This is a genomic window from bacterium, from assembly GCA_021371935.1.
Taxonomy (GTDB): domain Bacteria; phylum Armatimonadota; class UBA5829; order UBA5829; family UBA5829; genus UBA5829.
The window spans coordinates 142,078-164,248 of sequence record JAJFVF010000002.1 but is presented as its reverse complement, the minus strand read 5'-3'; the positions used below and the strand labels follow the sequence as shown (position 1 = coordinate 164,248).

18 protein-coding genes are annotated in these 22,171 nt (G+C 48.7%); 11 read left to right on the top strand and 7 right to left on the bottom strand.

The genetic code is table 11. The annotated features are described in order from the left end of the window. Positions 1-226: 226 nt before the first annotated feature. The 5 genes from LLG46_00825 to LLG46_00805 all read right to left on the bottom strand — a co-directional run bounded on the left by LLG46_00825 (position 227) and on the right by LLG46_00805 (position 6,171). Positions 227-1,321: a Gfo/Idh/MocA family oxidoreductase gene (locus LLG46_00825; GenBank protein MCE5321838.1), complete on the bottom strand. Its 1,095-nt coding sequence runs from the start codon at positions 1,319-1,321 to the stop codon at positions 227-229. Positions 1,322-1,392: 71 nt separating this feature from the next. Further along, the gene (locus tag LLG46_00820; GenBank protein MCE5321837.1) at positions 1,393-2,253 is read right to left on the bottom strand and encodes a C40 family peptidase; all 861 of its coding nucleotides are present in this window, start codon (positions 2,251-2,253) and stop codon (positions 1,393-1,395) included. Next, positions 2,250-3,257, bottom strand: coding sequence for a dTDP-glucose 4,6-dehydratase (rfbB, locus tag LLG46_00815; GenBank protein ID MCE5321836.1), 1,008 nt, complete (start codon positions 3,255-3,257; stop codon positions 2,250-2,252). The genes LLG46_00820 and rfbB overlap by 4 nt, the downstream gene beginning before the upstream one ends. 440 nt (positions 3,258-3,697) lie before the next feature. Further along, positions 3,698-5,623, bottom strand: a complete 1,926-nt coding sequence (gene murJ / locus LLG46_00810; protein ID MCE5321835.1) for a murein biosynthesis integral membrane protein MurJ — start codon at positions 5,621-5,623, stop codon at positions 3,698-3,700. A 185-nt stretch (positions 5,624-5,808) separates the two neighbouring features. After that, positions 5,809-6,171, bottom strand: coding sequence for a sulfite exporter TauE/SafE family protein (locus tag LLG46_00805; protein MCE5321834.1), 363 nt, complete (start codon positions 6,169-6,171; stop codon positions 5,809-5,811). A 206-nt stretch (positions 6,172-6,377) separates the two neighbouring features. On the opposite strand from LLG46_00805, the gene LLG46_00800 reads away from it, so the two are divergent. Together LLG46_00800 and LLG46_00795 are read left to right on the top strand one after the other, a co-directional pair. After that, positions 6,378-6,863, top strand: a complete 486-nt coding sequence (locus LLG46_00800) for an Hsp20/alpha crystallin family protein (GenBank protein MCE5321833.1) — start codon at positions 6,378-6,380, stop codon at positions 6,861-6,863. Between the two features lie 246 nt (positions 6,864-7,109). After that, on the top strand, positions 7,110-7,430 hold the full coding sequence (locus tag LLG46_00795; GenBank protein ID MCE5321832.1) for a DUF5658 family protein: 321 nt from the start codon (positions 7,110-7,112) through the stop codon (positions 7,428-7,430). A gap of 41 nt (positions 7,431-7,471) precedes the next feature. Here LLG46_00795 and LLG46_00790 read toward each other — a convergent pair whose 3' ends face one another. After that, on the bottom strand, positions 7,472-8,887 hold the full coding sequence (locus LLG46_00790) for a diguanylate cyclase (GenBank protein ID MCE5321831.1): 1,416 nt from the start codon (positions 8,885-8,887) through the stop codon (positions 7,472-7,474). A 1,021-nt stretch (positions 8,888-9,908) separates the two neighbouring features. Between LLG46_00790 and LLG46_00785 the strand changes: the two genes are divergently transcribed. From LLG46_00785 to LLG46_00755, 7 genes are all read left to right on the top strand, one after another. Continuing rightward, entirely contained in the window at positions 9,909-12,056 is a 2,148-nt protein-coding gene (locus tag LLG46_00785; GenBank protein MCE5321830.1) for a hypothetical protein, read from the top strand. A 90-nt stretch (positions 12,057-12,146) separates the two neighbouring features. After that, the gene (locus LLG46_00780) at positions 12,147-13,094 is read left to right on the top strand and encodes an FAD-dependent oxidoreductase (GenBank protein MCE5321829.1); all 948 of its coding nucleotides are present in this window, start codon (positions 12,147-12,149) and stop codon (positions 13,092-13,094) included. Positions 13,095-13,223: 129 nt separating this feature from the next. Further along, positions 13,224-14,222: a peptidyl-prolyl cis-trans isomerase gene (locus LLG46_00775; protein MCE5321828.1), complete on the top strand. Its 999-nt coding sequence runs from the start codon at positions 13,224-13,226 to the stop codon at positions 14,220-14,222. A 171-nt stretch (positions 14,223-14,393) separates the two neighbouring features. Then, a complete protein-coding gene (locus tag LLG46_00770) occupies positions 14,394-15,455 on the top strand; it encodes a 3-isopropylmalate dehydrogenase (protein ID MCE5321827.1) in 1,062 nt (353 codons plus the stop codon). 112 nt (positions 15,456-15,567) lie between these two features. Beyond that, the gene (gene hemB, locus LLG46_00765; GenBank protein ID MCE5321826.1) at positions 15,568-16,536 is read left to right on the top strand and encodes a porphobilinogen synthase; all 969 of its coding nucleotides are present in this window, start codon (positions 15,568-15,570) and stop codon (positions 16,534-16,536) included. 140 nt (positions 16,537-16,676) lie between these two features. Then, positions 16,677-17,429 carry an ABC transporter ATP-binding protein gene (locus LLG46_00760; protein MCE5321825.1) on the top strand — a complete coding sequence of 251 codons (753 nt, stop codon included), beginning with the start codon at positions 16,677-16,679 and terminating at the stop codon, positions 17,427-17,429. Continuing rightward, positions 17,407-19,074 (top strand): putative ABC exporter domain-containing protein, encoded by a 1,668-nt coding sequence (locus tag LLG46_00755; GenBank protein ID MCE5321824.1) that lies wholly within the window; start codon positions 17,407-17,409, stop codon positions 19,072-19,074. The genes LLG46_00760 and LLG46_00755 overlap by 23 nt, the downstream gene beginning before the upstream one ends. A gap of 304 nt (positions 19,075-19,378) precedes the next feature. Here the strand turns inward: LLG46_00755 and LLG46_00750 are convergent, their stop codons facing one another. Beyond that, positions 19,379-19,585, bottom strand: coding sequence for a hypothetical protein (locus LLG46_00750; protein MCE5321823.1), 207 nt, complete (start codon positions 19,583-19,585; stop codon positions 19,379-19,381). A gap of 29 nt (positions 19,586-19,614) precedes the next feature. Between LLG46_00750 and LLG46_00745 the strand changes: the two genes are divergently transcribed. Continuing rightward, positions 19,615-21,330: a SpoIIE family protein phosphatase gene (locus LLG46_00745; GenBank protein MCE5321822.1), complete on the top strand. Its 1,716-nt coding sequence runs from the start codon at positions 19,615-19,617 to the stop codon at positions 21,328-21,330. Then, positions 21,330-22,124 (top strand): ATP-binding protein, encoded by a 795-nt coding sequence (locus tag LLG46_00740; GenBank protein ID MCE5321821.1) that lies wholly within the window; start codon positions 21,330-21,332, stop codon positions 22,122-22,124. Before LLG46_00745 ends, LLG46_00740 begins: the two co-directional genes overlap by 1 nt. The last annotated feature ends 47 nt before the right edge of the window (positions 22,125-22,171 follow it).

Genomic DNA, 22,171 nt, shown 5'->3' with positions numbered 1-22,171 from the left:
AGGTTATGCCGCATAGGTGATATGCTTTGCGCTGTGAGGAATACCTGTTTAGCCCACATTATTCACTAAACAATTTACGGTCAGTCAATTGCACGATTGTATGTGGTTTACTGGTGTGAACAACTATAGTGGTATGCAAGCGACCAACCGTGATTAACTTAGAAACGTGAATAATGCTCTCGGAGCCCCGGAATATGCGCTTTATGCATAATCCGGGTTAGATAATTTAGTCGTGAGGGTGGGCGAAGCGTGTTGCCTTTTCGGCAATGCGCACTGCTTCGAGGGCATCATCGATTGTAACGCGCATATTGTGGGCAGGGTCATCAATTTTCAAGATCAGATCGGCCATAATCGAGCGGAGGTTTTCGGCATAGACATCCAGCTTTTCTTCATCCAATTCGACTACAGTATTGATCTCATAATCCACGTCATAGAAAAACTCGGACGAGTGCGCCTTCTGAGACTCAATCGGGTCGACCACGACCTGGTCCTCTCCCAGCAGGTCTCCGAGCCTATCCAGCCCGTCATTACCTGTCCAGCCCCAGATGTCGAGCTGCAATGGGATCCAGCCGATCATCTCGATCTCACCTAGATCGTATGCGAAGTGGAATGTGGTGGTCTCCAGTTCCCTTGGTCGGGAGAATGAGTGCCAGTATGTGCCCACGACTCCATTTTCATACTTGACGGCGGCAAACACCCTGTCTTCCATACCGGGTTTGCGTTCGACACCCAGTGAGAAAGTGTCTTTGGCCTTCGAGCCGATCATCCAGCTCGCAAGATCGAAGAAATGCACGCCATGTTCAAGCAGTATTCTGCCGCTGATATCGGGGCTCCAGAACCAATGTCCTTCAGGCACGGTGTCCTGCATGGCATAGTTTCGCAGGTCGACTCTTCTGAGCTTTCCGAAGACCTCACTTTCTGTAATCTCATGCAGCAGTTCAACAATTGGGTTGTATCGAAGCACGAAGTCGACAGTCGCTACACAGCCTGTCTCTTGGGCAGCCTGCTTGATTGCCTCGCCGTCTTCTTCAGAAAGAGCGAGGGGCTTTTCTATAAGCACATGCTTGCCTGACTTCATCGCCTGTATTGCAAGTTCCTTGTGAGTGTATGGTGGGGTTGCAATGGATACTATGTCGACATCAGGGTCGGCAAAGAGGTCATTGTATTTGGTATAGAACTTCGGTCCGGCCTTTGGAGCGCGAGATGAGTCGACATCGCAGAGTGCAGTCGCCTCTGCGTTATCCATCTTATCCCATGCCTTATGAATAAACTCGCCGAACCCGCCGTAGCCTATTATTCCAATCCCTTTTTTCTTTGACATCGTTCTACCTCTACATGTACCGCGCACTCATACAGTTTATACAATCATGATGCAATTGAAACCTGTGGGCTTCATCCGATCGCGCCGCCTCCCGGGTCGAGTGTTGCAAGGCGCATCTTGCGTGCTCCATAATAGATTGAAGTGTAATATGGATCGTCGATGGGAGTAATGCCTACACCAAAGCTGCCGCGTGAGTGGATAAAGCGCCTCATGTCGATCATCATACCGACATGAGAAACGTTCCCATTGGATTTAGCAAAAAAGACGAGGTCGCCTGCCCGAAGGCCATCTTGCTCGACTGGAACGGCACGTGGATCCTTCGCTTGATGGCATGCGTCGCGAAAAAGTGTGACACCATGAACCTTGTAGACAAGCTGCACAAAACCGGAACAGTCTATACCGAAGGGCGATGAACCTCCCCAAAGATATGGGATCCCAACAAAACGACGAGCGGTCTCGACAAGTTTGCGTGGGTCAGGAAGAGGTATTGTCTGAGCCAGGTCTTTATCGATCAGACGAGCTTTGTTTTTGCGTATATAGGCGTGCCGATTGTCCGGCAAAAGCAGTTCGACCCAACTCTCTGTCGAATCGACGACCTCCAGTTCGGCGCTGATTGTAGCCTTTGTGAGAATTTGGGCCCTGGCGGAAGGAGCACAACGCATATCCACGAGCAGTTCGCGTATTATAGCAACAGCCCCCACTGAAGCATAAGGCTCGGAACCCGAAGGTAATATCCGCACAGCACTCGCAGGAAGCCATGCCCGATATGTATCCCATGTTTGAACGTAGAGCCAGCCATGGGAGCCGTCTTCAATCGTGACATTCTGACCGATCAGGGCCTGGGTTACCTGCTCAGATTTTGAGTCGGGTTCCGCCCTGAGGGATACCACATTTTGAACTACTACCCCAATGCGGTCGGAGGGAGGTCTCATTTGCGGTTTGCATACCATTTGTCAGCGAACTCTTTATTGTCCTTGCCCTCTTTGATTGGACGCCACCAGGACTCATTCTTCATATACCAGCGGATAGTCTCGCGCATGCCGTTCTCGAAGTCGTGCGTGCGCGGCCAGCCCATTGCCAGCAGCTTGGCGGAATCGAGAGCATAGCGGCGGTCATGGCCGGGTCGGTCCTGCACATGCTTTATCAGGCTCTCATCCTTACCGGTGACCTCGAGTATGATCTTGATAATCTCTATATTCGGACGCTGATTGTTGCCGCCGATGTTGTATATCTCGCCGGGCTTGCCCTTGAGCATCACAGTTTCAATGCCTGAGCAGTGGTCGAGCACATGCAGCCAGTCGCGAATTTGCATGCCGTCGCCGTAGACAGGCAGAGGCTTGCCTTCCATCGCATTGGACACAAATAGTGGAACCAGCTTTTCAGGCTGCTGATATGGACCATAAGTGTTCGAGCCTCGTGTAACCATCACAGGCAGGTCGTAAGTGCGATAATACGACTTCGCCAACAGTTCTCCACCAGCTTTACCCGCCGAATATGGGCTATTGGGAGACACGGGGTCGGTCTCTTTTGAAAAGCCCTCTTCTATGTCGCCGTAGACTTCGTCCGTGGATATCTGTATAAACTTCTCCACGCCATACTTCTTTGCAGCCTCGCAGAGCGTGAATACACCCATCACGTTTGTGGTCATGGTGTTTTCTGCATCATTGATAGACCTGTCCACATGGCTTTCTGCAGCAAAGTTGAGCACTATATCCGCATCATCCACCAGCTTTGCAACGTCATCGGCATCTCTGATATCGCCCTTCACGAACTTGAACCTTGGGTCGTCCTTCACGTCTTCCAGGTTCTCCAAGTGACCGGCATATGTAAGGGCATCAAACACAGTAATGCTCAGGTCGTCATGCCTGCCGAGAATGTATCTGACGAAATTGCTTCCAATGAATCCGGCTCCGCCGGTGACGAGAAGGTTTTTCATAAATGCTATGTCCTCATGTATTGATTATCTCGATGCTCCAAAGCCAGATAGCACCCAAACGGTCGCGTGCCACAATCCAATGGCCAGCATAACAAGGCCAAGGGTGGCAATCAGCATCAGTAAGTAAGTAATCCCTTTTGCTATCACATAAATGAAATCAAAGGCTCTTTGTTTAATACTTCGTCGTTTGCAAGGCGCTTTGTCGTTCACTTCTCTGTTTTCTCAAGCCTGCATACTCTGTTGATTTCGGACAGTTCCTCAATTTCAACACAGTAAGTTGTTTGGAATTTGGCTCCCCAATAAATATGCCATATTATTTGCCTACGCTAAAGGCTCGGCGGTCATTTATCGGAAAGCAGTGCAGTCATCATACCATATATTATATATTCCGTATTTCCAACAGGTTGATGGGAAACTCGTCAGTTTGAGGACTTGCCCTGCTAGTCCGGCTCCTGGACTGTAAGTGGCTCGGGAGCTTGAGCACCAGCGTTGCCGTCTCCACCGCCCGGCCGCTTGAAGAACTTTTTCCTCAGACCGCTCCAGAGGTAATCGAGTTCGTTGACCTTAAGAATCCTGAGCATCACCAGATACAGGCCGCCGCCTAGAATCATTGCCGCCAATACAGTCAGGAATGAACCCATCCTGCTTTCAACTCTGTCTATTGGACGCTTGACAATAAAACTCGGGTATGCTGCTTCAAGGGCTCTTCTGTTCTGTTCGGGCGAAAGCTTCACATTGTTGGGACGGACGCTGCCGTTCTTGATAACCATGTTTAGATCATGCATCATATCCCGACGGCCGTCGGCAGTGTTTAGATCACGCTTTGCCTCAGATGACAGCCTGGAATACAAATACGCCGACATAGGTGTGCTGCCTTCTTTTAGTGTGCGGGCAAATGCTACCGGCTTGCGTATATCACCCTCCTGAAGCTGCCATGAACCAACAAGCCGAGACATGCCCACGCGCACTCCAAAGCAGACAACTCCCATAAGAGCAGCGGCAATAATAATACGTCCGACTGTCTTCAGAACGCTGCCGCCTTCGATACCGTGGAGCTTCTTGCGAAGAAACCACACCAGAGCAAAGAAATGCAGTGAGACGGCTATTGTGGTAGCCAAGGCAATGCCGCCTGTGCCCATATGGCGCATTAGAATGTAGTTGATCGGAATAAAGATAATTGTGGCAATCGTGCCGGTTACAACTGGTGTGATCGTGTCCTGCAGTGCAAAGAAGCCGCGCGCCACAATCGCTTGACCAGCCCAGGCAAATATCCCGAGTGAGTAGAATATCAAGGGGACAGCCGCTGTGTTGACGCTTTCAGGCCCGAATTTGCCGGACATATACACCGTCCGCACCAATGGGTCAGCCATGATTACCATAAACATCATCGACGGAATGCTCTCGACCATTATCGCGCGCAGTCCATAGGCTATGCCGCTGCGCATGTCATCATAGGCATGTTTTGCGGCATAAGTTGCAAGCAGTGGGAGTATCGCCGTGCCTGCGGCTTGAGCGAAGATTCCGAGTGGAACCTGCATCAGACGATTAGCATTGTACAATGCAGAAGGAGCAGATGCAGAGACAAAACTGGCAAACCATCGGTTGACTATGACATCGATCTGAGGAAGACCAAGTCCAAATACTACAGGCAGGGCAAGTTGCGCAACCTTGATAACACCTGGATGCCGCAGATTCAAGCTGGGATGAAATTCAAAGCCGAGTTTGCGCATCCAGTAATATGTATAAACAATGTTTCCTGCAAATGCGCCGATTAGTGTTCCAATAGCTACACCGGCAATGTTAAACCAGTGGCTAAGCACCAGCGCGCCGAAGATAATGCCTACGTTGTAGATTACCGGCCCTGCAGCAGTAGCGCGAAACTCCTGCCTGGACTGCAGCGAAGCCATCATCAATCCGCCAAGGAAAAAGAAGAGCTGGCATGGCAGGATTATACGTGTCAGGAGAGTTGTCAGCGGTATAAGCTCGGGATGATGCTTTACAAACCCTGGCACAGCCAGCACGCATACAAGCGGCTTAGCAAATATCCAGAAGAGTATAACTGCCCCACCCATGACAATGCCCATGAAACAGGCAATAATGCTATAGACTTCCCATGCCTCTTTTTGCTTGCCGTTGGTGAAGCGCTCGGTAAAGACCGGAATAAACGCCGCCGATAGAGCACCGCTCGAAAGGAAAAAATAGAGTAGATCGGGCAGGTTAAATGCGGAGGTATACGCGCTTGTCACTCCTGTCTGACCGAACTGGTGGGCTATGATCATATCCCGGATCAGACCGAGAAAACGACTCAGCAGCACCGCCACGAGCATAAGTCCGGCGGCTTTTTTGAAAGATTGGTGTGATGCCATAAATACTGGTATAAGAACCTGATTAAAAACCGACCTGCCTGATTGGCACGCCGTATGCAACAGATCCTAATGATTCTCCTTCGAAAGAGTGTGTGGTTACATACCTTGCCCGTCGATATTTCGGCGGGCCACTTTTTTATCCCCTGTAAATACGCATTGGTAACCGGGCTGGTTCCCCATTTAGCCTACTTGCTGATTATCATCCTGAGCGAAACAATCAACAGGAAGACTCCGAATAGTTTCTTGAGCACATTATCTGGAATACCGGTTGCAAACTTAGCACCGAGATATCCACCCAAAAAGAAACCAACTGCTAGAATGGCAGCCACTTTTACATCTACTTGGCCAGCTTTGTAGTAGGCATATGCAGCTAGAAACCCTATAGGCGGAATCATCATTGCCAGCGTAGTGCCCTGGGCCTTGTGCTGCGAAAACTTAAAAAAGTAAACCAATGCAGGGATGACCAAGGTTGCTCCACCGATGCCGATCAACCCGCTGGATATACCTGCCAAAAAACCAATAATGGAAAACCAAAGTGCGCTTACCAATGTATCATACCCCTCATATACCTATGACCGTGAAGACTACTATAGAATACTCCAAAAGTATGTTTATTGGTAGAGTCTTTACGCCACTTGAGTGAAATACTATCAAGTAAAAAGACTGCCTGAATGCAATATTATGTGTTTGGCTCATCAGCATGTTGGGTATTAATTAATTGTAGGCAATTTGAAAACATGTGAGGTGAGATGTGATGGCACGTGAAAAAACGCTCGTCAGAAGAGAGCCGACTGAAGTGGAAACATTTGAGCCATATAACACATTTAGGGATATGGAACGGATGTTCAGGAACTTCTTCGGTGTTCCTATGGTTCGACCACCGAGGCTGTGGCTCAAGGAGTTGGGTGAGTTCACACCGGAGGTCGATATGAAAGAAACGGATAAAGAACTCATACTTTCTGCAACAATCCCTGGAATGACCAAAGACGATATAGATATTGACGTCACCGGCGACTCGATCACAATCTCTGGCGAGAGAAAGACCGAGGAGGAAAAGCCCGGTGAAAGATATCATGTCCGCCAGCAAAGCTATGGCGCATTCCATGTTTGTTACTCGCTGCCGGCTGAAGTCAAACCGGGTGAGGTAAAAGCGAATTATAAGCATGGTGTCCTTGAGGTTGTGATGCCTAAGGCAGAAGAGGCGGCAAAGCATAAAGTCAAGGTCGAAGAAAGTGGATAATTATTTGTTTGTCATTTGATCGCATGGGGGAAACTAAAGCAGGTTGTTAATTGATGTCGGCAGCTGTCGATATCAATAAAACCTATCTTTCTTCTCCTTTCGAGTGCTTTAGATTTCCGCGGGAGCGATTAAGCTTCAAGCGGGCCCACCGGTCCATATGATCGGTGGGTATTTTTTCTGTTCAACCAGGTAGATTTGTCAGTGGATTACCGATATGCATTGTGATATTCTTAATGTATGGAAGCTTTGAAATCACGAATAATTCCAGTCAATGCGGCTATTCTGTTCGTGGGTATGGCGGATCTGATAACAACGCTCTTCTGGTTTGCGACCGGCCGAGCAACGGAAGTCAACCCAATAATGGCAATAGTGTTGCAGGCGGGAATTGTGTTTTTTGTCCTCGTAAAGATTGCCACACTTGGAGCATATGTCATCGTCATGGAGTGGTATCGGCGGCATCGCAATCCAGTGTTTGCAGGTGTGGTCGGCAGGCTCACTCTTTGTGCTTACATCAGCATTTACGCTGTCTCGTTTTACGCAGTCAACCACACGTACTTTATAAGGTAGGCCAAGCTAACCCAGATTATGTGCTTCCCGCATAATGCTGGCTAAGCAGCTTCCTTTTTATAACCTCGTTTTTCAATTGTCTCCACAAACAATTTTACAAGGTCGGGATCAAACTGTGTGCCCGCACAGGTTTTTAGCTCGTTGACTGCCTCATCAACTGTCAGTGCTTTTCTGTATGAACGATTGCTGGTCATGGCGTCAAATGCTTCCGTGATAGCGATAATGCGGGCAAGCAGAGGTATATTCTTGCCGGCGAGCTTTGCAGGATAGCCTTTGCCGTCATAGCGCTCATGGTGATGCTTTACAGCAGGCACTATCGAACTCATCTGCTGCATTCGCTTAAGTATACAAGAGCCCAGCTTCGGCTGGTTTTCGATCTGCTGCCATTCATCGGCTTCAAGCGGTTCTGATTTCTCCAGTATTTTCTCCGGCGTGGCAATTCGACCGATATCGTGCAGCAACGCAGCTATCTTGAGATTGTTTATTTCTTCAGCAGACATGCCGATTGATTCGGCAAGCGTCACAGACAAGCTCATCACAGATAGAGAATGCCCACGGCTGTGACTGTCCTTGGCATCTGCCATCGCAGCCAGTGCTTCGATTGCACTTATATCATCATCGTCCAAGAGCGGCTTCACATGACCGGGATTGGCTCGATATGAGCAGTGAAACTCTTCTCTATACACAAAACAGCGGTTCTTACCCTGCTGTTTGGCATAATACAGCGCAGCATCTGCATTAAGGACAAGCTGATGAGGGGTCTGGCCTTGAGATGGAAAACCTGCAATACCGGCGCTCACGGTCGTTCGCTTATTGTTGCCGAACGTACCCTTGCTGCGCCTAGATACTGTATGCCTGATTCTTTCGGCGACTTCAAGAGCTTCTTGGGCTTCGGTTTCCGGCAAGATTATTACGAACTCTTCGCCGCCGTAGCGGGCAAGTATATCAATGTTTCTAATGCAGCCTGCACAAATATCAGCGAACCACTTTAAGAGCTTATCACCTTCCTGGTGCCCCCAGGTATCGTTGAAAATTTTGAAATTATCGAGGTCGAGCATTATCAGGCACAGCGGTCTGCTATAGCGATTCGCTCTCTCGATCTCATTAGCCAGTCTTTCCTGGAAGTAGCGATGGTTGTATATATCGGTCAGACCGTCTATGTTGGCACGCTGCTCAGCTTTCAGTCTGTGATACACTTCCATATCAAAGAGATGCCCAATAATCCCTGCAATACTTATGCAGATAATTTGCCAGGAGAAAAAAGTGAGATAGTGACTCTGAAAGTTAATCTGCAGGTTGTTAAGTAGGATACGGTAGACTTCTGGATATCCCCAGTCAGCCGATTCAACTCCGTATGCCCAGACACCAAGAATGTAAGAAAGTGTGGCAAACGAAAAACCACATATATAAAATATCAAACGATATTTCAAGCTCAGTGCGTTTCGATTTTCAGTCATCCATTATCCTCACATACGCGGACTAATAGTATTATTGGGCACAAAAGAAGCTCACTATAGGTAATTCATCAATTACTGACGTGGATTTTATGATTCCGCACAAGCATACGATTTCCACGACGGTCAATCAGGAGGAGGCTTGTGTGAGTATGGCAGATGGCATAGTCCACCCTTCGCCCATGGCGTTTTGCTCGCATTGGCTGTCAAAGATGTTCATTTCTGAAATGCTCTTTCAATTACCCATTGAAAGTCGGACACAGAAACTGCAGACAACGCCATGATTTCTTTCTCATTGGGTCTGATATTTGTTTGACTATAATCAGACTCTTGATATATTTCCTTGTTGAAACCCCGGAATTCTCTCTGCCCAAGTCATTTCCACGCATGGAATTAGCGCTGTTATGGTCACTATTTGTCGGGCTATATTGTTGAACAAGTCGAATTAAGTAGGCGAGAAGAGAATAGTTTGCTGAAGCTGAGACAAAATACGCTATTTAGTAATTATGCTATTGACAAATGCGTGACTCAGACTTACAATACAGCAATACTGAGTATGCTTAATATGCCTCAAGACTGGGCAGTTGGGCAATCTCCCCTCCGAAATGATTCGGGTTGGGCAGCATTGGTAATTGTTGTCGACGTAGCGTGTATGAAGTTGCTAATGTAGTCACATATGTCGTCAAGTAGGCAACATCTGCAGTTGATGTGTGGGTAAGGACTAGCGCTTTCGAGTATTTGTGTAATGAATGCCGGTTGCGTCCATGTATTCGCGAACAGGCCATGACAATGCCTCATGATGGGCTTTTATAGCGGATAATGTAGACTTAACGGTTGCGTTAGTGTATAATTAGTTTACAGCCTTGGGCTTGCAGAGCAAGTTATCGACAAAATTAGTCTGAGTTGTCACCAAGGCACGGAAAGCACACATATATCTTACGTCAGATTTTGTCAGTAAGTGCGAAACGGTATATTCTTGTTTCACAACAATGCTGTGCGTGGTATTTACTCCGGGGGGCTGGTCATGAATGCATTGCCGGTACGGCCACAACAAGTGGCGGATGCCGATCAAAAGCTGAAGTATTTCGACGACCTCGATCGGTGGGGATTTGAAATTGCCTATAGCATTTTTGATGCATATCCCTACGACGATGTTGTCGACATCCTCAAGGATTCATATTCAGGATTCGTCACCGAAGCACATAAACGCGGTTATCCTGCATGCGTGCAAATACAATCCACCATCTGCGCTGGAGACAGAGTTGGAATAGATGAAGCCCAATATGACATCGAAAACAACCCCATAAAATGTAAAGATAGCGGCTTTTTTGCTTCATTTGCATCCGATGCTTGGAAGGAATATCTCAAAGAGCTGACGACGTTGTTTGTGAGGCAATATGGTTTTGACTATGTGGTTTTTGACAAGCCAATGTTCAAAGTCGATATTCCCGGTTCCAGCGATCGCTTTTACACTAAATATACTACAGATAATCCTGATGTAAAGTATCCGCTCTCCCGAGAGGAAAGCACTGAATATCTAATGGTTCAAAGTGCGAAAGCGCGAGTTGTCGAAGAGTTTTACACTGATTTGATTGCTCATGCGAAGTCAATAGGCGCAAAAAAAGCGGGAGTGATACCTCAATCCTTTATCCCTGCCGAAAATGATCCCGATGCTGCCCTCAACAACTGTTGCAATATTGGACGCATTACGAAAATTGACGGCCTCGATTTTTTAGTAACTGGAGATCAACCATCTGTTTCAAGCAAGTTCAGCTATATCGAGATACTTGCTCATGCGCTGGGAAAGGACGTAATTGCCCTTAGCGATCCAACAGACCATTGTTCCTCTTCGCGCAATCCAATTACTTTTGAGCAATACAAAGATAAGATAATCTCATCACTGGCTGCGGCACCATGCGGATTCACAGAACCGTGGTGTGGTCAAAGTAATGGCGAAGACGACACCCACAAGGGAGTGCTCGTAGAGGCGGCGAACGCTGCTCGAAGACTCGGACGCCCCCAATCGCCTGTGGCTTTTGTTTTTTCCTACTCAGGCACCAGGCATGTCGAGCCTTTGACGTATGAAAGTGTATTCTCGCATTATTTGGCTCTGGCAAAACAGTTAGCATTTGATGCCCACATTCCAATGCTCACATTCCACGCGGATACCCTTGATAAAGACCTTGAGGAACATCCCGAGGTTCAGGTGCTGATCTTTGAAGAGCATTTTCCAATGAGTGTTGAGCAGATGCTTGTTATTAGGAATTGGTGGCAAAGTTCTGAGAAGCGAGCTGCCATTACATTCGGTTCAGGGAAGGGTTTTAATGCGGATCCAACACTGCCCGGCCCTCAGCCATGCGCTCTCTCACAACCTGGGATACTCGAACTGATAGGACTCAGGCAAGAAGAGGGCATGACCATTACCTTTGAAGAACCGGCTGAACTGAGCGACATTTCACGCGTACGGCGTTCGGCTTTTCTGGGGGATGAGCCTGTTAAAGTGAAGCAGGTTGCAGATGTAAGACGCATTTTTGGTTCGCGTGCAAGCGTTTTGTACGAAGTGGATGTCGAGGATAACAAGGTTCCGGTTGTGGCAGAGTGGCGTGACCGCTCCACACTTGCGGTTTTTTGTGGGTTCGGTCTTTCGGCTGACACCGCTTCTATGGCTGAAAAAGCGATAAAATATGTGCTTCGTGAAGTGAGTGCATCCAATCTGCTCATGGATTTATGCAGCGAAGGAATTCTTTGGACGGTAAATGCTGCCGACTACCTTATAATAAGCAATGTATCGGATACTGAAGGTTACGCCGTAGGCAAACCCGGTCGAGCAAACCTGTGGGACGTTCGGGAAGAGCGCTTGCTTGCCGATGGTGAGGCCGATATAAAAATTGCGCCACATTCGTTCAAACTTTACAGAGTGGTCGGACGAAGGTCCAAATTTTACGACGTGCAGGGCGCCTTGTGCATGCGAAAGCTCATAGACGGATCAGGCAGAGCGGAGATCGAACTGCTTGCAGGACAAAAGACCATGTTCGTATTGCGGAGTTCACCGAAAGAGATTATTGTGGATGGCAAATCATGCACGGTCTCTCAGGAGGTGAAAAACGGCGTGTATTATGTCACGCTGATGCAGTGCCGTCCCGGAGAGCGCAACATAACCTTGAAATGGTAATAAACTAGTCATGCTCAAATGTTTTCGGCGAGTGGATTATCCACTCGCCGTTTTTGTGTATGGTAGTCGTATAGGGGTATACTCAAAACTATGGATGATGACGCATACGACGTTGTGGTAATCGGCGGCGGTCCGGCCGGCCTATCATGTGCTCTATATACGGCGCGTGCCAAGCTCCATACACTGGTGCTCGATCGTGCACCCGGCGCAGGCGCACTGGCATCGACCGCCAAGATCGAGAACTATCCGGGTGTAAAGGGACCTGTGCCCGGTTCGGAGTTGTTGGACACGATTAGGGACCAGGCTATGCACTTTGGTGCCAATTATTCCAAAAGTGCTGTAATGGCGGTCGATCTGATCTCCGAGACCAAAACATTCTATACTCCGGCGGGCACATATCATGGTCGCACGGCTGTTATCGCGACCGGTTCTCTGGGCAGGCATGAAAAAATCCTGGGCGAAGAAAATTTTATCGGTAGAGGTGTCAGCTATTGTGTCACCTGCGATGCTGCATTTTTCAAAGACAAAGTGGCTGCGGTGGTTGGTCACAACGACGTCGTGCTGGAAGAGGCATTGTTCCTTGCTCGATTTGCAAAAATCGTCCATCTTATTACGCCGATGAGCCGCCTCAAGGGCACTTCAGAACTGCTTGAAGAGATCATGTCCACGCCAAATGTCGTAACCCACGTTGGTCTTAGCGTCAAACAAATTGTTGGCGAGCAGACTGTAGCAGGCATCATCGTAAACGACAAGACAGGCATAGAATCAACACTGTCCCTTGAAGGAATATTTATGCTTTTATCGGGAAGTGCTCCTATAACTGATTTTCTTGGAGGCTCATTGAAGCTTCAATCGGAAGGATGCATAGAGGTCGATTGTAATTACGCCACCAGTCTGCCGGGTGTTTATGCAGTTGGCGATGTCACATGCCTGCATCCAAAACAAGCCATAATAGCAGCCGGTGAAGGGGTTGTTGCTGCGCTTGCGGTAGACAAATTTCTTTCAAGCAGAGAGAGGACCAGGGTGGATTACATATAGTTTGTTTGAACCTGTGGTGTGCCGGGTAGTTTTTGCTCAGGCAGGCAGGAATATTGACGTCATTTAACTAATACTTCGGTTGTACTCAATAACCAAACATCGCATATATAAGGAGATAATACAAACACAATGAAAAAAGCCGCCATTTGGGTAGCCGTTGCCGGTGTTGCACTGATTCTCACCGGCTGTGGCAAGAGCTGCAATGTTGCTGATGTCCCCGCAACGGTCGCCACCGTTAACGGCCAGGGTATACCTGCTTCAGCGTATTTGGATATGACCAGCCGGAGGGCGGGTCGGGATGTGCTGACCAGCCTGATTGAACAAGATATTGTTCTGAAATGGGCGAAGGACGAAGGTGTCGCTCCAAAGCAGGATCAGATCAACAAGCAGATCGAAATTCTTAAGCGCGATGGAGTGTATGATCGCCAGGCCAAGCTCCTTGGTGAAGATGCAATCAAGTCTGAACTCACTGCAATGCAGGCGCGGATAAATCTTGCAAAAAAAGTATCAAAGGTAACTGACAGCGAGTTAAAGTCGGCTTACGAGATGATGAAGCAGCGCTATGTTCATGGTCCGCGCAAATATGTGGCGCTGATAATTAACCCCGACAAGAAAATGGTTGAGGATGCCGCCAAAGCAATTAAGGGTGGCAAGAGTTTTGACGAAGCGTCTGCTGAGTATGGTGACAAGAGATTTTCTATGGGCGGCGGTCCTATTGAGATATGGATAGCCGAAGACCAGCAGGGAATGCCCAAAGAACTGACCGACGCTGCCAAGAATACCAAAATCGGCGAAGTAAGCAAGGTATTCTCATTTGGGCAGACCGGCATGCCTACAAACTATGCCATTATGAAGGTGACTCAGTCACAGCCCAAATCAGACCTGAAGCTAAAGGACGTAAAGTCTGAAGTGGAAGATGCTGCGGCGCTGCAGAAGTCTCAGATGGACCCCAAATTCACCCAAGAGCTTAATGATAAGAAGAAGGCAGCCAAGATCACGATCGATATTCCGTATCTTCAAGATGTGGCTGCCACAATAAACAACCCGCCTGAGACATCTCCTCTGGCGATGCCTTCTCCCACACCCAAAAAGGTGACGCCGAAAGCTCAGAAACCTGCAAAGAAATAATTGCCATTAACTATATAAGGTATCGGTTTGCTTGCTGCAGGCCGATACCCTATTTCCTCAGCGAATGTCTACCTGATTCACCTCTAGGAAGGAATCGATCGTATTGCCGATTAAGTACTCTGCGGAGTTGGTAAAACTCATGTTCACGATACCAATGCAGGAGGAAATTGCATGCATAAGATAGCAGTTCTCGGCGGTGACGGCACTGGGCCGGAAGTCGTCAGAGAAGGACTAAAAGTTCTCGAGGCCGCAAGCCATAAGCTTGGTTTCAAGTATGAAACAGTCGAATACGACTGGGGCGGCGACCGATATATACGCACGGGCGAAGTTCTGCCTGCCACTGCGGTAGATGAGATGAAGAAATTCGACGCCATCTATCTGGGCGCAATAGGCCATCCGGATGTCAAACCGGGCATACTCGAAAAGGGCATCCTGCTTGCTCTGCGGTTCGGCCTGGATCAGTATATCAACCTCCGCCCTGTCAAGCTCTATCCCGGTGTCGAGACACCCTTGAAGGATAAAGGTCCTGCGGATATAGACTATGTGGTCGTGCGCGAGAACACTGAGGGTTTGTATGCAGGCGCGGGAGGTGTTCTCAAGAAGGGCACAGCCGATGAAGTGGCGGTGCAGGAGTCGATCAACACTCGCAAGGGCGTCGAAAGATGCATCCGTTATGCGTTTGAATATGCTCGCAAGCGCAACAAGGACAAAAAACTGACCCTATGCGGCAAGACAAACGTCTTGACCTATGCCTTCGACCTTTGGGAGCGGGCATTCCACGAAGTGGGCAAGGAATACACCGACATCACCACAGACTATGCTCATGTGGATGCGACAACCATGTGGATGGTCAAGAACCCGGAGTGGTTCGACGTAATTGTCACGGACAATATGTTCGGTGACATCATCACCGACCTCGGCGCAATGACTCAGGGTGGCATGGGCATAGCAGCGGGCGGCAACATCAACCCCGAGGGTGTGTCTATGTTCGAGCCTATCGGCGGTTCTGCGCCCAAGTATACGGGCATGAACGTCATCAATCCACTTGCTGCAATCGGCGCAGTTCAGATGATGCTGGAAACTCTTGGAGAGCAGAAAGCTGCGGATTTGATAGACAAAGCAATCGCCTATGTCACAGGCAGCAAGCTCAAGAGCATGAGCGCGGGCAAGATGGGCTACTCAACCACAGAAGTGGGAGATTTAGTGGCGCAATTTGTCGCCGACGCCCAATAAATTTTAGTAATTGGTATTTTATATTTGATATTTGCCGGGCGAGTGTCCCGGCTTTTTTCATCTATGTAGTATAATTACGCTTGAATCAATCGTATAAGCACAGAGGCCGAATATGTCTTTTCCAATAAACAGAATGAGAAGACTGCGCGCATCCAATACTCTTCGCAGAATGGTGCGCGAGGTATCCGTCAGCGTAGATGATCTGATATATCCGCTCTTTGTTACGCATGGACTGGACGTGAAGCTGCAGATCCCTTCGATGCCGGGCGTATACCACTTCAGCGTGGATGCCGTGGTAGATGAAGCAAAATCCGTGCGCGACCTCGGCATTCCAGCAGTAATTCTGTTCGGACTGCCTGCCAATAAGGATGAGTTCGCATCAGAAGCATATGCGCAGGACGGGATCGTCCAGCGAGCTGTGTCGACTCTGAAACATGCGGTTCCTGAGCTTGTAATAATCACTGATGTCTGTTTGTGCGAGTACACCTCACATGGCCACTGTGGAATTGTGCATGATGGCGAGGTTCAAAACGACGAAACGCTGGAGCTGATAGCGCGGACGGCTGTCTCTCATGCCGAAGCAGGTGCGGATATGGTCGCTCCGTCGGATATGATGGACGGCAGGGTAATGGCAATCCGTGAATCTTTGGACGACCGTGGTTTTGCCAATACGCCGATTATGGCCTATTCTGCAAAGTTTGCATCAGCGTTCTACGGTCCGTTCAGGGACGCGGCAGGATGTGCGCCCCAGTTCGGAAACCGTGCAAGCTACCAGATGGACCCCCCGAACCGCCGCGAGGCAATCAGAGAAATCGCACTCGATGTCGAAGAGGGAGCGGATATTGTGATGGTCAAACCTGCGCTTCCTTACCTCGATGTCATAAGCGATGCGAGGGCAACGTTTGACGTGCCGGTGGCCGCCTACAATGTCTCGGGCGAATACTGCATGGTCAAAGCTGCCGCGCAGGCTGGATATATAGACGAGCGCCGCATCGTGCCCGAAATCCTTACGTCCATCAAACGCGCGGGAGCAGACCTCATCATCACATATTCAGCCAAAGACTACGCCTCCATGATTTAGTATTTGGTATTTTAATTTAGTATTGGGGCTATCTTTGGGTGCGATTCCATTCACGAAGCCATTTTGTATTGCTGTGGGGAACACAAGATGGGTAATAATCATTCTTAGTAATATAAGACTGTCCTAATGGAGCATAGCAAGTGCTGAGAATATCCAACCTGGTAAAATACTATAAAAAAACACTCGCAGTGGACGGCCTTTCGTTCGATGTGGCCGACGGCGAGATAGTCGGTCTGCTCGGTCCCAACGGTGCGGGCAAGACCACAATTTTGCGCTGCATTACCGGCATCGTCCAGCCGTCCGAGGGCACAATAGAGATCGACGGCCTCGACCTGGAACACAACGAGCAGGAGGTCAAACGGCGCGTCTCGTTTGTGCCGGAGGTTCCCACTCCATACGAAATGCTCACCGTGACCGAGCACCTCAGATTCATAGCAATGGCGTACCAGACGATGGACAACTTCGACATGCGAGCCGAGAGCCTTTTGCGGCGCTTCGATCTATATGAGAAGCGCAATGATTTGGTGTTGAGTCTATCCAAGGGAATGAAACAGAAGCTGGCGATTGCATGCGCGTTTATTCATGATGCCCGCGTCATTCTTCTGGACGAGCCGCTTATAGGGATCGACCCCAAGGGTGTGCATGAACTCAAGCAGATGATCGCCGATGCCAGAAGCGCAGGCAAATCTATACTCATCAGTACCCATATGCTCGATACGGCCGAGCGCCTTTGTGACAGGATCATAATAATCCGCGAGGGCAACATCCTTGCTGAGGGAGACCTCGAAACCCTGCATGAACGAGCCAGAATGGGCAATGACGCAACGCTCGAAGACGTGTTTCTGAGTTTAACCGAGGAGAAGCAATCCCTTGAGACCCCTGCTTTACCTTGAGCTGAGACAATTTGTCAACTCCTTAAAGAATTCGTTCCGCAGTCCTTTGAGGCTGATTCCTTTTCTGGTGATCGCTGCCTACGTTGTGTCGATGATGATTCAGGGAGTGTTTGTGCTCTCGAGCGGAGTCGGGCCAAAACAGCCGGACTTTGGCGCGCTTCAAGTAATCAATCCTGAGGTAGTTGAAGCTATAATTTTCATTGTCCTGAGCGTGGGGTGCATGATAGTAATCTACAATTCATTCAGCTCCGGCGCACTTATATTTTCGATTGCCCATATCGACTTTCTCTTTCCAACCCCTGTCAGCCGCAGACATGTTTTGCTGCTCCAACTCATCAAGGACTATATAAAGAACGTCTTCTATGTTACATTCCTATATTTCATAATTGGAGGACCAATATATCAAGCGCTTGGCGTTCGGATGATGCCCTGGGGCCTGATAAGCATCGCCGGGCTGACGATGCTGCTGCTTGCTCTGGTCAATATAGCGCATACCATCAATATAGTCTTTACTTTCGGTTTCGAGCGGCTCAGACAGGCAGGCCGAATCATAAAGACTATTCTTTTTGTCGGGCCAGTTTCTGCAATCGCGTATGGCTTGTTCCAGTATTTTGAAACCGGCAGCAGTTATGCAAGTGTTTTGTGGGCATCAAATTCACCAGTAATCAGCTTTCTGTTCGCGCCGGTACGCTGGTGCACTGCTCTGGTTTTGGCACCGCTTTCGGGTATGACCTCTAACGAGTGGAGGCTGTTCGCACAGCTTTGTGTGCTTGCGCTAGGCAGCTTCATACTATTGATGTCTCGAAAGGAAAACATATACGAGCCTTCTCTGGGAATCAGCACGAGCTTTGCGCGCAGGAAGCTGGCAATGCGCCAGGGAGACTTTGCAGGTGTCAGGATGGCTCTTCTTCGTGAGAAGGGCACAAAGCGTGTGTCAGGACTCGGCATACCGCCGTTCGGTGCAGGAGCGACTGCGCTGGTGTGGAAGAGCCTGCTGCTTCGCTACAGAGTCTCCAAAAGTCAACTTGGAATAATGCTTGTTGTGCCCGTAATCCTGGTCTATATAATTAGGCAGGTCACCTCTTCCGATCAGCTCAGGGATATTTTGCAATATTTGCCCATTGTGCTCCTCTATGTAGTATGGCTGCTTTCATTGATGGCACCGACCGAGGTCCGCTCCGAGCTAAAGCAGGCAAATATATTGAAGTCGATGCCCATTGCAGCTTGGAAGATAATGCTGGCGCAGGCAGTGAATTCTGTGATTTATCTGACCGCCGGTGTGTTTGTATTTTCTGCGGCGATGTGGGCAATCATTCCTCAAACGCGTAGCGAGACACTATTTGCATGCGCTTTGGGGGCTCCATTTCTGGGATTTGCTAATGTATCGCTTACGAGTATTGCAGGTCTTGCGTACCCCGATGCGCGCGATGTTGCCCAGAACTATATTAGCGGTCTGCTCTCATTCCTGCTGGTGTCAATAGCTATCCTGCCGACAGTAATTCTCGCTCTTGTTTGCATATATGTCTTCAAAACTTCCTACTATACTGCCGCAATTGTCACATCCATCAGCAATCTCGCTTTGGGAGCAGCTGGTGTCACGATCTCAGGACTGATCTTCCGCAGATTCGACCCTACATCCAACTGATTGCTCAAAAAAAGATAACCCCCGGTCCTGGGAGGGCCGGAGGCTGAGAAAAGAGGGTGGGAAGGTTTGCTATTTTATATACGATGCCTGTGCTCCGTTTGTTCCTTAATTTCGACAAAAAGTGTGAAGCAATATTATACAAAAAAATTACCCCGGTCCTGGGAGGACCGGGGTGAGAAAAGAGGGTGGGAAGGTTTGCTATTTTATATACGATATCAATGCTGCATTTGTTCCGTTGCAAAACAGTAATTTGTTGAATCGTCGTCCTAAATAATGGTTGACTTTTCCGGTTTGCTGTGATACTTTACACCCGTATTTGCGAAGCGGTAATGACGCAGTCGTGACGGAAAGCCGTGGTCACGCCCAAAGGAGAGAATATTGTGTCAGCCGAGCTTTGTAGTATAATATGCGCGCTTGAGTTCATGTTGTTCTTTGCCACCGCAGCGTGCTTGACTTCGTTCCTAACAGCCTCAACAATTTCTTCTTCCGAACCCTTGGTTTCCCACTCCATGTTCACAGCTGCTTATCGGAGAGTGCTCAATGAATAGAAAGCGTGTAGCAACTAATGCTTCGGACAAGTTGGTAGTGAATGCAAATGATGGTGTTTCATTTGAAGGTGAGATTGAAAGCCTGACGCCTATTTCCAATGCTAAAAATAGACGGTTTCACTCGGAAATAGAGAAGATGTTCGTCGAGCTTTCCGAACAGCAGAAATCACTGCGCTGCCTGCTAGAAAATCTGCCTGCAGGCGTCATTCTGGTTGATTCGGAGTTCAGAATTCTCGGCGGCAACAGGACATATTTTAGGTTTTACAGCGAAAAGGCCTTGCCTTTGGGTGAAAGACTCGATAAAGCGCTGCCGAATGCAGAAGAATCGGGCTTAATGAGACTGCTACGCCATGCCCGCGAAAATAGCAAATCTATACGAGTCCGAAATTTTCGATATGATGGATTTGCAAAAGGCCCCCGATACTGGAGTGGGAGCATAGTTCATCTGAAGATACCTTCCGAAAACGGTCCCATAAACGCTATGGCAGTACTCGCCCTGGATGTCAGCGAAGATGTCAATGCTCGCAACAGACTAAAGGAACTTGCCGAGTTGGCCGAAAAGAGAGCCGGCGAGATTGAGATGGAAAGGTCTCGACTTATTACGCTGCTTGAGGCAGTCCCTGTTCCTTTGCTCGTTTATGATGCTGATCTAAACGTAGAGCTTTATAACTCGGCGGCAAAACAATTGTACGAATATGATGCGTTCAGCCCGAAATGCACCTGCAGCTTATTTGATGGTAGTGGCAATCGTATAAAACCCAACAACTATCCATTAGTGCGTTCACTCAGGGGAGAAACTTGCAGTGATGAAATTATTCACTGGAGGAGTCCCGAAAGTGGCGTAAGCACTTTTCTGGTAAACAGCGTTCCTCTTCGTGATAGTGATGATAGCATTACCGGTGTTGTGGTTGCGGCTACGGATATAACCGAGCAGGAGTTGGCACGAAAGCGGCTTCAAGAAATTTATCAGAGGGAGCATTACATAGCCGACAAACTGCAGAGGAGTTTCGTGCCCTATGAACTGCCCGAAATAAGTGGTTTTGAAATTGCCCAGCACTATTTACCTGCCTTGGATGAAGAACTTGTGGGAGGAGACTTTTATGACGTCTTCACTTTGGGTGAAGGGCAGTATGGAGTCGTAATGGCGGATGTATCGGGAAAGGGACTCAAAGCGGCCGTGTACACAGCCATGACCAAATACATGCTCAGAGCCTATGCCCTCCGGGAGAGCAAGCCTGCTGGTGTCCTGATGAGACTCAACGCCGCTCTGGCATCCTGCACGCCTCCAGAGGTTTTTGTTACGCTGACATATGCAGTGGTTGATGAAAAGATACATAGGCTCACATATGCGAACGCCGGCCATGAACAACCGATCTTTTATAGCCATATTGCCGGGTTTGCGACAACACTTGATGTTACCGGGCCTGCACTCGGCCTGCTTGGCGAAGCGAATTATCTTGAACATGAGATCAGTCTTTCGGCTGGAGATATAGTGCTTTTTTATACAGATGGAGTAACCGATGCCGGACATGGCTGCGACAGGCTCGGGCATGAAGCCGTTTTGGCCATTATCGAAGATCATGCGAATGAATCGGTTCGGGATATATGCGATCATATACTTGAGCGTGCGGCTAAATTGTCAGGTGGCAAGCTAAGTGACGACGCTGCAATGCTGTTAATTAAGACAAAAGGCAAGGAAAAAATTTGATGGCAAGTGCAATACCGGATCTTAAAGTTGATGTAAGTAAAGAAAACCCGCCTGTCGTAAAGCTTACAGGTCAGGTTGGCTTTCACAACAGAGAACATATGTCCGAAGCGTTTGAACGGTGCTTGTCGGCGGGTCATCGACTTGTTAAGGCTGACCTGGGTGAGGTACACTACATAGATACCAGCGGCATCTCCGCGCTCATTCGGTGCGCGCACAAGGCTATGGACAATGGGGCTGCAATTGAACTAATAGGAGCTAGCGAACAAGTAAGCAGGGTTCTGACTATGTGTGGAGCTGCAGTCTACTTTAACTCAGTAATCAATGATATGCCTGTGTGCGGCTGTGCAGAATCCATTGATGGCGACAGTGGATTCTGGCACATCAGCGACTTCAGTATTCCGGCATCACCGCAGACCGCTGCCATTGCTCGAAGCCGCGTGGAGCATGTTGTCGAATCCATGCCGTTTAGTCGCAGTGAAGCACAGGATATACTCATCGCTGTAGGAGAGGCGATTGCCAATGCCATCAGACATGGTTGTCTGTGCAATTCCGAGCTTAGGATATCAATAAAGTGTATAGCCGGACCGCATAGGCTTTCGATAGATATCACAGACCCCGGAGCAGGTTTTCTTCCTGATGCAGTTCCTGAGCATAAACCGGACTCACTGCTCGAAGGCGGCATGGGTATCTATATGATGCGCCTGCTGGTCGACGAGGTGACATTCAAGTTTGACGGCACCACAACCGTAAGGCTTGTCAAAAATGTGAGCACACCGGCACTGGCACGTTCCTAGCTCACATAATACGGGTCAAGCAATTTACGGTCAGTAAATTGCTCGTT

Bases quoted from the DNA above. Each gene is read 5' to 3' on its own strand.
- LLG46_00825 (MCE5321838.1), bottom strand. From the start codon at position 1,321: ATGTCAAAGAAAAAAGGGATTGGAATAATAGGCTACGGCGGGTTCGGC.
- LLG46_00820 (MCE5321837.1), bottom strand. From the start codon at position 2,253: ATGAGACCTCCCTCCGACCGCATTGGGGTAGTAGTTCAAAATGTGGTA.
- rfbB (MCE5321836.1), bottom strand. From the start codon at position 3,257: ATGAAAAACCTTCTCGTCACCGGCGGAGCCGGATTCATTGGAAGCAAT.
- murJ (MCE5321835.1), bottom strand. From the start codon at position 5,623: ATGGCATCACACCAATCTTTCAAAAAAGCCGCCGGACTTATGCTCGTG.
- LLG46_00800 (MCE5321833.1), top strand. From the start codon at position 6,378: ATGGCACGTGAAAAAACGCTCGTCAGAAGAGAGCCGACTGAAGTGGAA.
- LLG46_00790 (MCE5321831.1), bottom strand. From the start codon at position 8,887: ATGACTGAAAATCGAAACGCACTGAGCTTGAAATATCGTTTGATATTT.
- LLG46_00785 (MCE5321830.1), top strand. From the start codon at position 9,909: ATGAATGCATTGCCGGTACGGCCACAACAAGTGGCGGATGCCGATCAA.
- LLG46_00780 (MCE5321829.1), top strand. From the start codon at position 12,147: ATGGATGATGACGCATACGACGTTGTGGTAATCGGCGGCGGTCCGGCC.
- LLG46_00775 (MCE5321828.1), top strand. From the start codon at position 13,224: ATGAAAAAAGCCGCCATTTGGGTAGCCGTTGCCGGTGTTGCACTGATT.
- LLG46_00770 (MCE5321827.1), top strand. From the start codon at position 14,394: ATGCATAAGATAGCAGTTCTCGGCGGTGACGGCACTGGGCCGGAAGTC.
- hemB (MCE5321826.1), top strand. From the start codon at position 15,568: ATGTCTTTTCCAATAAACAGAATGAGAAGACTGCGCGCATCCAATACT.
- LLG46_00750 (MCE5321823.1), bottom strand. From the start codon at position 19,585: ATGGAGTGGGAAACCAAGGGTTCGGAAGAAGAAATTGTTGAGGCTGTT.
- LLG46_00745 (MCE5321822.1), top strand. From the start codon at position 19,615: ATGAATAGAAAGCGTGTAGCAACTAATGCTTCGGACAAGTTGGTAGTG.
- LLG46_00740 (MCE5321821.1), top strand. From the start codon at position 21,330: ATGGCAAGTGCAATACCGGATCTTAAAGTTGATGTAAGTAAAGAAAAC.